This window comes from Crateriforma spongiae, assembly GCF_012290005.1.
In the GTDB taxonomy this organism is placed as follows: domain Bacteria; phylum Planctomycetota; class Planctomycetia; order Pirellulales; family Pirellulaceae; genus Crateriforma; species Crateriforma spongiae.
The window spans coordinates 173,682-186,898 of record NZ_JAAXMS010000006.1 but is presented as its reverse complement, the minus strand read 5'-3'; the positions used below and the strand labels follow the sequence as shown (position 1 = coordinate 186,898).

At 58.2% G+C, this 13,217-nt stretch carries 6 protein-coding genes; 2 read left to right on the top strand and 4 right to left on the bottom strand.

What is annotated here, in order from left to right; translation table 11 throughout:
- Positions 1–101: 101 nt before the first annotated feature.
- Positions 102–4,559, top strand: coding sequence for a DUF4332 domain-containing protein (locus HFP54_RS17175; RefSeq protein WP_168566102.1), 4,458 nt, complete (start codon positions 102–104; stop codon positions 4,557–4,559).
- 199 nt (positions 4,560–4,758) lie between these two features.
- Here the strand turns inward: HFP54_RS17175 and HFP54_RS17170 are convergent, their stop codons facing one another.
- The 3 genes from HFP54_RS17170 to HFP54_RS17160 form a co-directional block, all read right to left on the bottom strand.
- On the bottom strand, positions 4,759–6,177 hold the full coding sequence (locus HFP54_RS17170) for a RecQ family ATP-dependent DNA helicase (RefSeq protein ID WP_168566101.1): 1,419 nt from the start codon (positions 6,175–6,177) through the stop codon (positions 4,759–4,761).
- Complete coding sequence (locus HFP54_RS17165) at positions 6,174–7,235, bottom strand: endonuclease/exonuclease/phosphatase family protein (protein WP_168566100.1); 1,062 nt, start codon at positions 7,233–7,235, stop codon at positions 6,174–6,176. The genes HFP54_RS17170 and HFP54_RS17165 overlap by 4 nt, the downstream gene beginning before the upstream one ends.
- Before the next feature lie 120 nt (positions 7,236–7,355).
- On the bottom strand, positions 7,356–8,759 hold the full coding sequence (locus HFP54_RS17160) for a GntP family permease (RefSeq protein WP_168566099.1): 1,404 nt from the start codon (positions 8,757–8,759) through the stop codon (positions 7,356–7,358).
- A 217-nt stretch (positions 8,760–8,976) separates the two neighbouring features.
- Between HFP54_RS17160 and HFP54_RS17155 the strand changes: the two genes are divergently transcribed.
- The gene (locus HFP54_RS17155; RefSeq protein WP_168566098.1) at positions 8,977–11,478 is read left to right on the top strand and encodes an alpha-L-arabinofuranosidase family protein; all 2,502 of its coding nucleotides are present in this window, start codon (positions 8,977–8,979) and stop codon (positions 11,476–11,478) included.
- Here HFP54_RS17155 and HFP54_RS17150 read toward each other — a convergent pair.
- Positions 11,456–12,985 (bottom strand): matrixin family metalloprotease, encoded by a 1,530-nt coding sequence (locus HFP54_RS17150; protein WP_168566097.1) that lies wholly within the window; start codon positions 12,983–12,985, stop codon positions 11,456–11,458. The genes HFP54_RS17155 and HFP54_RS17150 overlap by 23 nt on opposite strands.
- Between the last annotated feature and the right edge of the window lie 232 nt (positions 12,986–13,217).

Here is a 13,217-nt window from a genome sequence, read left to right as displayed (position 1 = left end):
AGCACAGGTTTTTCGGCAATCCCGCAGTCAGGCATGTAGGCCGGCTGGCCGAGAAAGACCCAACGTATTGAAGACCCACGTGGCCATGGAGGAGCCTGACCATGCTGTTGGACCGCATCGATATTGACACTCATGGTCCGTTGCAGCGAGTCGAAATCGGCCCGCTTTCGGAACATCTGAACGTGTTGCTCGCCCCCGCGGGTGCCGGAAAAACGGCAATCGCCAGGTTCGTCCGCGATTCGCTGGTCGACCGCGATTACCCGCTGGGAATGATGAGCAGCAGCACCGGCCGCGTCGTCTGGGCCGACCGCAACGGGATGGTTCATTGCCGTCGCGAACAAGACGGATCGCCACACGGTCGCCGCACGATTGAATTCGAAACTCGCGGTGAATACCCGATCCGTTTCGACAATCTGGAAGGATCGTGGGTCCGCACGACCGCACACAACACCGACGCAAGATTGTCGCTGCGTTCGGTCGAATTGCCCGAATCGATCGTCGACGGGGTGATCACCGACACGCACCTGAGCGATGTCAGTCGCGTGGTTTCGGCTTGCGTCCGCAGCGGCCTGGATCACCCCGAAACCTATCGCGATCTGCCCTTGCACGGCGATTCCGCATTGGCGTCACGGGGCGAATCGGGGTTCCGCGGGTACGCCTATCACGAACTGGGTTCCGCCGACCCGCTGGGCGGCAACTATCGACACGACCGCGAATCGGAACGGCAACGGCGACTGCGGACCGAATTGGCCGACGTGGACGCGCAAATTGCCGAACTGCGTCCCAGCGACCGGACCTGGCAATACGATTCTCTGGTGCGTCGACGCGAAGAACTTCACCAGCGTTTGGCCGTTTTGGAGCGCCGGCGCATCGTGCCAGACGCGGATCCGGTACACCGTGATGCCTCGTCATCGGTCCTGGCCCAAGATTACTGGCATGCCGCCGACCGATCGCAGTGGCGCAACCGCTTGGCCAAACTGCACGACCGCGCCGAATCGCTGCGTCATCGTCAAGCCGAACTGCGACGCTGGATCACGGCGATCGATCGCGACGCCCACCTTTATCGCCCCGACCGCCGATTTGACGGATGGGCCGCAGGTCTGGACAGCCGACTACGGGCACGTATCAACGACGTTGACGCCCAAATCGTTCACCTTCGTCGCACTCTGGTGGAAGTCCAGTCGCTTCGCACGCTGGTCGCCGACTTGGCCAAACGCAACGACGCCTGGTCCACCTACCGCAACCGTCCGTCGGTGGATCACTTTGCCGCCGCGCTTGACCGATACGATCGAGATGCCGGTTGGGAAGACTTCTACCGTCGTGCGTATCGTCCGTTGCACTCGATCGACGATGTCCAGTCGCGGATCGCGGCGGCCACCCGTCAAATCGACTGGTTGCTGAATCACTATGACGCCGGACCAGGTCTGTGGTCGGATTGGTACGCGGGAGCTCCGGTGTATCGACCTGTCGCAAGCGATCGACCGTATTCGGCAACCAGCATCGCTGAGACACTGCGTGCGATCCGCGCGGACTTGACCGACGCTTGGCGTTACCCGACCGGAACCGACTATCCCAATACCGACTATCGTGGTTCGGTCGAAACCTTGCGTCCGGTTCACGACCGTTCGATGGCCGAACTGGAATCCTGTTTCAATTGGCTGACCGCCGCCGTTGACCGGTTGTCGGCCCAGCGAGAATCATTGCTGCGTGAATCGGCTCACTTGGCCGAAACATCTCGCACGGCGGAATTCGACAGCGTTTACTTCCGGCACCCCAATTGGAATCACGAACGTGGCCTTCGAAGCGAAGAACTGCAACGTGTGACCAGTGAACTGGAAACTTGCCTTCGCGAAGCCGCTGATTTGCGAGCCTCCTTGCGGCATCTGCCCGTCGTCGATCTGCATGGCATGGGTGCAACCGTCACCGGTCCGCACCGCGATGAATGGAAGAATCAGCGTGATTGCTTTGAGTACGAACAAATCGTTTCGGAACTGAAACAAATCGACCACCAGCTTTCCAACGGATCACGTTGGGATTGGCTGCAACGTCGTCGCCAGCAAATTCTGCAAGAACTGGGATCGATCGTCCGATCAACGCCCAGCCAAACGCCACTTGCCGATGCGGCCAGCCGTTGGTTGGTCCGGTTGTCCGGCGGACGTCTGCGTCACGTCAGCTGGAATCCGGCGGCCCATCGTCACTTGGCGGATCGACGCAGCCATCATGACACCGCTCGCGTTGGCCACGAATCGGCATCGCTGAACGTCCAGATTGATGGCCGGCCGGAAAATCAGTTCGGCGAAGCCGATCGTGGCTTGGCTTCCCTGGCCATCCGCATGGCCGCGGCCGATCTGCTGGCTCGAACCGGGCGCCCCGTTCCACTGGTTATCGAAACTTGGCCGTCGATGTTTGCCCTTGCGGGCGGGACTCAACCGGTCAGCGCAACCGAAGCCCACCGTGGCTATCACGAATACGGTGACGACGGACGCTGGAACCACAGCGTGACCAGTGCGTTGTTCGATTTCGTCCGCACCGGACGCCAGTTGTTGGTGCTGACCAGCGATGCAGAATTTGCCAACCAGGCCAATCGCACCGGCGCACGACAATTCCGTCTGCACGGCCAAGCCACGCTGCATCCGCACCGCCCGATGTGGAAACCACAGTATGCACCGGAGACGTACGTCGGTCCGCACCCGCACACAACATCCGTTGATCGCGCTGCGGTTGGCCACGCAACAAACGCACCGGTCGATCAAATCAACCGTGACTTTGACGTCGCTTGGCGTGAAGCCTACGGCCAACACGACTTGTACTTGCACCGCGAAGGCCAAAGCCGCGCGATGCCGGCGACCGACTTGGCCGCCGACGGCACCACGTACCGCGACGGATTTTATTACGGCAACACTTACACGACCGTGCAACCGACGCCGGGCGAAAGCGATGCCAAGGCAACCGCGGCCGACCAACAGCTGGCCGATGCCGACGGCAGTCGCATGATTCGCCGCCGGAGTGCGGGCGAGGATCAAACCGACAGCCCGTTCTTTTTGACCGTGGACAGCCCGATCGACCAAGCACCGTCAATCGATGCCGTTGCCGCCGCTCGATTACGCAGCCTCGGCATCACCCACATCAATCACTTGATGCAACAAGATTCCAACCGCCTGTCCGATTCGCTTGGGCTGGGCAACACCAACGCCGCGACCATCCGTCGTTGGCAACATGAGTGCCGTTTGGTTTGTCGTGTTCCTCAATTGCGTGGCTTTGACGCTCGCGTCCTGGTGGGCTGTGGCATCACTGACCCGGCACAATTGGCTGCGATCCACCCCGACCAGCTTCTGGTCCGCGTTCAAGCCTTCTTGGCCACCGAACGCGGCCAACGCATCCTGCTGTCCGGCAGCAGTTACGAATTGTCCCGCATCACCAGCTGGATCGCTTCGGCCCATCGCAGCACTTCGCTGGACGCCGACGGCTTGGTCGTCGACGGCAAGCCGGTCAGTTCACGATCCTATCGCGAGATTGAACGCGACCCGTTCGACAGCGAGCGATACGAAGACGCCAGATACGATGACGACGACTATGAATACGATCGTGACGCCGACGGCCGGTTGATCCGACGTCGCCGCCGCCGCGTGCTACGTCACGAATCCGATGCGGTCGATTACGACAACCTGCGTCGCAATGGACGCCGACGAGAATCGTCGCGTTCGTCGTCAACCAGCCGCAGCAGCGGTTCGTCGCGATCGGCTTCTTCGCAACGGTCGACGTCCAGCCGGTCATCCAGCCGACGCAGTTCGTCCACCCGTTCCTCAAACTCTGGCACCCGTTCGTACCGCAACGGTGAACGCGAACGCACACGCCGCAGCCATCGACAAAGCGACCGTGACGTCGTTCGGATCAGCGATGGCGGTGATCACGACAACACCCGACGCACCTATGAGTCGGAATACGATCGTGACGGCTACGGCCGCAACGGCGACGGCAAATCCAACGGATCCGGCAGCGGTGAAGCATCCAGCCAACGTGGATCGTCCTCGCGCAGTTCATCGTCCAATAGCTCGTCGTCACGATCGTCGACGTCCAGCAATTCGTCGTCGCGTGAATCATCCTCCAGCAGCGAAAAGACTCTGCGTTTCTACCTGCAACGCAGCGACGATGTCGTCGACGCTCCGTCGATCGGCCCCCGCATGGCGGAACGATTGAACGCGATCGGTATCTACACGGTCGACGACCTGCTGATTTCCGATCCTGCCAAGGTAGCCGAACAGTTGGATCACCGACGCGTCGAAGCCGAAACCGTTCTGGCTTGGCAACAGCAAGCGACCTTCGTTTGCCGTGTGCCAATGCTCCGCGGTCACGATGCCCAGTTGTTGGTGTTGGCGGAAATCACCAGCCCCGAAGACTTGGTCGCATGGGATCCCTCCGAATTGCTGGCGATCGTTGATCCGATCGCTCGCGGCGGTGAAGGTCAACGGATCCTTCGCGGCGGAGCACTGCCCGATTTGGAAGAAGTCACCGGTTGGGTCGAATACGCCCGCCAAAACCGTGAACTGAAAGCGGCCTAGCCGGCAAGGCCCAGCACGTAGCCCGATCTCTCCGAGACCGGGACCACCGCCCAAACCTCGCCGCGTCCCTGCGCAATCAACTCGGTACTGTCTATCAATCGCGATGCGTCGGTGATTATTCGCGACGCGCCATCGGTTCCAATGCCACGATTCGCTCCCTGGATCAACCGTGGCCAGGTTCCATGCCCGTCCCCGACGTTCAACAAAAATACTCGTACAAGTATTTCTGGCGATCGCTCGGATCGGTCGCCGCAAACTTGACCAGCTCGTACAACCGTTGCTGGTCACGCGTCTTCTTTTGCCCCAGTGCCGCGTCGTCATCAAACGGCGACGGCAAGTGATCGGTCGTCAGATCGAAACATTCCGGCGGTCGTGGGCCTGCCAAGACACCGGCCCTTTCCAACATCGCCATCGCCGTGTCCAAACGATGGTCGTGACGGCTGATGCGTTGCAATTGATCGCTCAGCCATTGCAGCCCGTATGCCAGGCACTGTTCCCGTTTGGATTGCAGAGCATCAAACAAGCGTCCGTAGAACGCCGCATCAGGGTTGGACCATTCGATGAACTGCATCTGAGTCATTAGGTCCGCTTGGTCATATAGCCACACACAACGACTGGGCTTTCCGTCGCGCCCGGCACGACCGATTTCCTGGTAATACGATTCGATCGATCCCGGCGTTTCCGCATGGATCACCATGCGAATGTCCGACTTGTCGATGCCCATCCCAAACGCGGGTGTGGCCAAAACCAAATCGGCCTGGCCCGACATGAACTCATCTTGGATGCGACGACGGACGTTTCGCGGCAGATCACCGTGATAGCTGACATGATCAACGCCGCGGCTCAGCAACTGATCGCTGAAACGCTGCAGTGTTTTGATCAATGAGAAGTACAGAATCGTGCTGCCCGTCTTGGCCATCGGTGAATGCAACAGATCGTGCAAGTGTTCCAGTTTTTCCGCTTCGTCGTAAACATGTTGGACGTCCAGCTGTAAATTCGGCCGGTCGATTCCTTCATGAAACAACCGAATATCGGCCGCATCAATGTCCAGTTGGCGATAGATATCCTCACGACATTCGGCCGTCGCGGTCGCCGTCACCGCGATCGTGACCGGATCTCCCACGACAGACCTGATCTCCGCCATACGAGAATAATCGGGTCGAAAATCGTGCCCCCACTGGCTGACGCAATGGGCTTCGTCCACGACAAACAACTGAACCGTGCGTTTGGCCAGAGCTTCACGAAACTCAGGTTTCCGAAAACGCTCGGGGGTCACGTACAGCAGCGCATATCGCCCTTCGGCAACCTCTCGGTAACGCTGATTTCTTACATTCGCGTCGAGAGATGAATTGATAAACGTCGCATCAATGCCCTTGTGACACAGCGCGTCCACCTGATCCTGCATCAACGCAATCAAGGGCGACAGAACCAACGTCAAATCCGCCGGATCACGACGAAGCAGGATGCCAGGAATCTGGTAACACAGTGACTTTCCCATGCCGGTCGGCATCACCACCATCGCATGGTGACCCGACATCACATGATCAATGACCTGTGATTGGCTGGTTCGAAAATTAGCGTGACTATAAACGTCACGCAGCACATCCAGCGGACTCACTTGACCCGAAATGTCGCCACCAACGGATGGTGATCGCTGATATCACGATCCTGATCTTTCATCGACCAGTATCCGTCCCAGTGTTCGCTTTGGGTGTCCAAGTCGCCGCGAATGTTCACATCACTGCGGACGGTGATTTCGTCGAACACCAAATCGGGGACTCCGGGTTCGTCCTCGATCAACGAAGGCGTGACCAAGATGCGATCAAACTGTTTGCCGGGTAACAAGTGAGTACGGCGACCGGACGCGGGCAAACGATCGTGCAGATCGATCAAGTCGTCGTCTTTAGTCGCCGTGTCCCATCCGCAAAGCGCCGCGACGTCACTTTCGGGTCGCGTCTGACTGCCGTCTTCTTCGGTATTCATATCACCCAGCACGATCACATGTTCGCCCGCGGCGACACGATCGGCGATCCACAAATGGGCCAATCTGGCTTGACGGATACGCAGGTCCTCCGCCTCCGCTCTGGCTCTCAGGTGCAATATCAAGATGTGGACGTGTTCGGTCGTATCGCCGACCGGGACCTCCACGGTCGCCAACATGTGTTTGCTTAGGTTGTAGAACCGCTCGGTCGCGCGCATCGACTTGGACTGATGGAATTGGCTGACCGCAACAACGTCAGCGGATTCGTGACACAGCAAACCGACGTCTTGTTCGGTGTAGTGATCGGTACCATCGATCTGATATTCGCGATACTTTTCGCGATGGTTTCGATCCAACGCACGCGTCAGGTACCACAGCACACGCCGGTTTTCCACTTCTTGCAGCGCCACAACCGTCGGCCGCACTTCCGCGATCGCTTCGGCCACCGCATCACGTTTCCATTCCCAGCGGTCCCGATCCGGTGCGGACTGCTTCTTGGACAGATCACTGTGGTTGTCACCACGGTATTCGTCATAGAACCATTCCACGTTCCACGTCATCACGCTCAGTGCGGCATCATTTTCGTCGGCCGATGACGGTGAACCGGCCAGTGCCAGCACGGCGGCGATTCCGCAAGCCAGCCATAACCGGGGACCGATGGCGGCGTTTGAGAACACATCAAGGTTCGTCTTCATCAATTCAATTCTTCGTCGTAGCACGATGGCGGGGAAGTGGCGTCGCAGGCAAGTCGGCCTGATCCGCCCCGCTACTTTGCTTGATCCACGTCGTCGCGTCTAGCCAGCCGATTCCGCTGTTCAACGCAGCCCGCAAAGACGCATCAGCCCGACGGCCGCCAGTCCCCCCAGCCCCATGCACAGCGATTGGACCGTGTAGGTTCGCAGCAACACCGCGGGCGGCGCATCGTGCAAACGATTCAATAGCCAAAAGAAGCTTGAATTGACGTGAAAAACACAAAACGCACCGCTGCCGATCAACGCAGCCGCCATTTCCGGCGACACACCGATCGAAGCCACCAGTGGTGCCACGACGCCCGCGGTGGTGACCATCGAAACGGTGATCGACCCTGTGGCGGTGGTAAAAATCGCCGCCAGAAAAAACGGTAATAGCCAGCCTAGGGTCCCCAACATAGGTGCCGCTTGTGCGATCCATTCGGTCACCCCCGCATTCTTGATGACATGACCGAACGCGCCACCGGCCCCGGTGATCATGATGACCGCCGCTGATTTCTCGATGCCTCGCTCCGTCGCCGCCGCCAACCGGGCCATGGAAAAGTCCCGGCCGTACTGCAACATCGCCAGGGCGACGCCGATCGTCAGCGCCACCAAGGGAAGCCCCAAAACCTCAAAGGCCCCAACCGACCATGCCAACAAGGAAGCACCACTGGATGCATCATCCAACACCGGCAAGAACGATCGCACCGATATCAAAACCAATGGCACGACAATGGGCAGCAAAGCCGACCATGGGATCGATGCATCGACGTCCTGCCCATTGACGTCCTGAACATGATCTTGCTGATCGTTCCTTGTCCCACTTGATGGATCCGGTGTACCATCCGCCCGACGCGAGTCACCGTTGGACGGATCCGATGCCAGGCTGACACGTCCCCCTACCGTCGCCGCCCACCAAACACCCGCGGACATCGCACAAAACGCCACCACCGCGTTGATCACGATCACACGGCCCAGCGACGCATCCAGGATCCCGGCCACCGCCAACGGGCCCGGCGTCGGCGGCATCAGCGCATGCGTCGCCGTCAAACCGGCCGCCAACGACAATCCCACCGACAACACCGATCGACCACTGCGCCGGGCCACCGCCGTCGTCACGGTGCACATCATGATGTAGGCGATATCCACAAACACGGGAATCGAAACGATGTACCCCGTGACGCCCATGGCGGAACACACATGCTTGCGCCCGGCGATGCGAACCGCTGCGGCCGCAATCCGCTGTGCACCGCCGGTTTCGCTGGTGATCTCGCCGATGATCGCACCGAACACCATCACCACCGCGATCCACTTCAGCGTGTCGGCGAACCCTTGCATCAACAGATCAACCGTCACCGCCGCGCCGACGCCGCAAAGACAGCCCAGCGTCAAACCGGACATCAGCAACGCGATCAATGGATGCACTTTGTATCGGCCGACCGCCAACAACAAAGCAACAACGACGATCAGCAGATAGATCAACGGCATTTTATATTCAGCAATACTGATAAATCATTCGACACAGGCATCACGTTGTCTTCCGGTGTCAAGCCTTTTCACACAAAAGAGCCACGCGGCTTTTCGACGCACAATCGAGAGGAAAGCGAGCGCAATTTCAACACTGTTTTGCGCAAATGTTCAATGCCGCCTGTGCTAGCGTGATGACACACAAGGTTGATCTCACCACTCACGTTGTCGATGCGTCATGTTTTGTCTTCCCAAGATTCGATCGTTCCATCGTCACGGCAACCGAATGGTTGCCTTCCTAGGCATCCTCTGTTGCATCGCTGGAATCGCATCGGCACAAACACGGATCAAGGTACGCATTCATGCCGACCAACCCACCGTGGAAATCAGTCCGCATCTTTATGGTCTGTTTTTCGAAGACATCAATGACGCCGCGGACGGCGGGCTTTACGCGGAGCTGATTCAAAACCGGTCTTTTGAATATTTTTCGCTGAAGGACACGCATCCACGTACCGAATTTCATCCGCTTTACGCTTGGCAAATCGCATCGTCGCCCAAGAATCACGAGCGCTTCGTTGATGCGACCCTGCAAGTCCAAGACGAATCGCCGCTGAATTCCAACAACACGCATTATGTCAGCGTGACTGCGGACCAGCCGGGCACTTTTGGAATTCAAAACCTGGGCTTTGACGGCATACGGATCGACCAGTCCGCCAAGTACGACGTGTCGTTGTACGCTCGCGTTGACGACTGGCGGGGTGACACCCCTTTTACCGTACGTCTGCTTTCACCCGAAGGCGATGTATGTGGAGAGGTGGAACTGCCCAAACCGGGCAGCACGTGGCAAAAGCTGGACGGCGTGCTGACCGCCAATGAAACGCGAGACGACGCACGACTGCAGATCACGACCAAAGGCCCGAGCACGCTTGACCTGGACATGGTGTCGCTGTTCCCCCAGCAAACCTTCAACGGTCGCAAGAATGGGCTGCGCAAAGACTTGGTCGAAGCATTGCGTGACTTGAACCCCCAATTTTTGCGTTTCCCCGGAGGCTGCATCACTCACGGTTGGGGCTTGGACAATCAGTACCGCTGGAAAGACAGTGTGGGTGACGTCGCACAACGTAAACCCAACTGGAACCTCTGGGGTTACCACCAGACGTATGGCCTGGGCTACTTTGAATACTTCCAGCTGTGCGAAGACTTGGACATGGCACCGTTGCCGGTGGTTCCCATCGGCGTTGGCTGTGGTTTTCGGTGCACGGAGTTTGTACCGATGGATGAATTGGGGCCTCACGTTCAGGACGCGTTGGACCTGATTGAATTTGCCAATGGACCGGTCGATAGCACTTGGGGATCGGTGCGTGCCGAAATGGGCCATCCCGAAACGTTCGGCTTGGAATTCGTTTGCCTGGGCAACGAAGAACACGACACGCCGGACATGCGGCAAAGATTCCCGGTCTTTGCCGAAGCAATAAGAAAGGCGTATCCCGAGATCAAAATCATCGGCACGTCAGGACTGGGCACGGGCATTCCGATCTACGACTTGATGACGAAAGAAAAAGTCTACAGTTCCGACGAACATTACTACATGAGCCCACGCTGGTTCTTTGACAACGTGAATCGGTTCGATTCATTTGACCGCGATAAACCGCTGATCTTTGTCGGTGAATACGCCGCGCACGATACCGATCGCAAGAACACGCTGTATTGCGCGTTGTCCGAAGCCGCGTTCTTGACGGGCATCGAACGCAACGCCGACCTGGTTGACATGACCTGTTACGCGCCGCTGTTCGGCCGCAAAGGACACATGCAATGGCGTCCCGACATGATCTATTTTGACGATCGAAACGTCGTGCGGACGACCAACTACTACGTCCAACAGTTGTTCAGCCGTAACAAGGGCGATGTCTACCTTGCGAACAGCATCGATGTGGTCGCCAAGTCGCCGGAACCCTTGTTTGACGGTCACGTCGGAATCGGCACATGGAACACGACGATCGAATTGGCCGAAGCGGCGGTCAACGGCCGACCGCTTGACTTGGCGGATTGGAAATCAAGTTCGGGAGAATTCGATTACACCGGCGGTCGACTCAGGCAAACCGACCTGCAAGCGACTCCCGCGTTGGCGATTAGTCACGAGAGCTTCTCCGGAGAAAAAATCGTCTTCACCGCGCGTGTCAGGAAAACGGGCGGCAAAGAAGGATTCCTGCTTCGATTCGCTTCTGACGCCAATGGCAACGGCGGCTACTGGTGGAACGTCGGCGGTTGGAACAATCAAAAACATGGCATTGAATCGTTTGACGGTGACCAAAGCAGCACGATCGCCGAAGTCGACGGAGGCATCGAATCCGACCAATGGTACGACTTGAAGATCGAAATGAATGGCGACACCCTACGCTGTTTCATCAACGGCGACCTGAAGCAACAGATTCAACTTGGATCGCTGGACGTTTCCATTTCGTCGACGTACGACCGCGACGGTGGCGAGATCATCCTGAAGCTGGTCAATCCGACGGCCGCTGAAGTCGATGCCCAGATCGAAATCAGCGGTGTTCAAGCCATGGCATCAACGGCATCGATGGTCACCCTGGCGGGCACCAAAGACGCCGTCAATACGTTCGAGTCGCCCGAGACGGTGAAGCCGGTGGCGTCAAAGATCGCGGCAGGGACGGAGTTTCAACACACCATCCCGCCATACGCCGTCCAGGCGATCCGGATCAAATCCGAAAGAACGAACTGAAACCGGTCCTGAATCCGGATGGATGCAGCGCGAACGACAAAACTTGACGGAACATGTTCAACATCGTGTCCAGAATCATTCGCGTGAACATGGAACCGAACCCGAATCTTTCAGACTTCGCGCCCGCTTCGGATCCACGATCATCCATCCATTGATCGAATTCGTCAAAGCTGATCGTGGCATCCAGATCGGCATCCGCGGCCGACAATCGACGCCACTGTCGGCGGCTCAATTCGTCTTCGGTCAGCGTACCGTCGCCATCGCTGTCCAGAGTATCAAAGCGGTTTTGGCGAAGCATCGCAACCAAGCTGCTGATCTCTTCGCTCGATAGAACCGTGTCGCCATCGGTGTCGGCCTGTGCGTCAAACAGATGCGTCCACAACCGCGTGGGAACTTCGCTTTCCGCCAAGAAACCATCACCGTCGGTGTCATAAGTTTCAAACAGCGTGTCGGTGTTGATACGTGTCAAACGGTTGATCGCCGCGTCGCTTAGCGTCGGGGGAACATCGCCCGCGTCCGTGTCGTCGTCATCTGCCATGTCATCGCCCGCATCCGTGTTGCCGTCGTCCGGCGTGTCGCTTTGATCCGTGCCGTCGGTTTCGTCGCCGTCAGTCTCATCACCATCGGTCTCATCACCATCGGTCTCATCACCATCGGTTTCATCACCATCGGTTTCATCACCATCGGTTTCGTCGCCGTCAGCTTGCTCTTCGCCGTCGTTTGTCGGCGTGTCGTCGGTTCCCGAATCCCCGTCCGACTCATCGTCCGTTCCGTCATCGGCCGAGTCCGTCGGATCGATCAAACCGCCATCGTCGATGATGACATCGGGGTCTTCATCGACATCGGGATCGGTGACGTCATCTTCGGACGGCGTTTCGGTCACTGCCGGAGCATACAGCTCCAAGATCTCGTTGGTGTCCGAATCGCCCAGTTCCGTGAACGCTTGAGCCGGTGAAACGGATTCGGACAGCACGGCGCCGAAATCATCCGAGTGCTCCAGTCCCAACGAATGTCCGATCTCATGGACCGCGACCCAGACCAGATCGAAGGCGGCATTGCCTTGCTCATTTCCGACTTCCCAGTTCTCCGCGATGTCGAACTGAATGTCGCCCGCAATGCGTGGTGGATTCACGTCATCCGGGAAGTAGGCTTGAGCCAGCGTGCCGCCGGATCCATCGATCGCAGCAAATGAGATATCAATCGAATCGCGAAGGCCCGCGGTGGATGTCGGCGTGAACGTGATATCGGCGACTGAAGCCCAGGCGTCGAACGCCGTCTCCAATGCCTGGATCGTTTCTTCCGAAGACAACCCCGGTGCCGTGCCCTCGATGTAGTAACTCAGATCGGCTGCCCCCTGGCCGGGGCCATCCCATCCCATGCTGGCCGCCAGTAATCGCCGAGACTCCAGCGATTCGGCCATCAGACGTCGGCGTCGTGTCTTCTGTTTCATTCGTGACTTGCGTGTCAATCGTGACTGACCTGTCAACATGAATTCGAAATCCTTCACGGGGGGAAAGCTCCAAACAGCGATCCGAAACAAACGGATCTCCGCTTGGCACCGATAGGACGATTCAACCGACTGGTGTCACACCGACAATCGGACGAATTCTTGACATTCCTGTTTCACCGCAACACGAGCCGTCCGGACACAACGGGATCCAAGTTCAACCCGTTGATGTTGCACGCCAAGACGGGGCGAACAGCCCGTGTTTCCGCCCCACACGCAGTGGGTGATCGGT

Coding starts and splice junctions, on each gene's coding strand:
- HFP54_RS17175 (WP_168566102.1), top strand. CDS start 102: ATGCTGTTGGACCGCATCGATATTGACACTCATGGTCCGTTGCAGCGA.
- HFP54_RS17165 (WP_168566100.1), bottom strand. CDS start 7,235: ATGAAGACGAACCTTGATGTGTTCTCAAACGCCGCCATCGGTCCCCGG.
- HFP54_RS17160 (WP_168566099.1), bottom strand. CDS start 8,759: ATGCCGTTGATCTATCTGCTGATCGTCGTTGTTGCTTTGTTGTTGGCG.
- HFP54_RS17155 (WP_168566098.1), top strand. CDS start 8,977: ATGTTTTGTCTTCCCAAGATTCGATCGTTCCATCGTCACGGCAACCGA.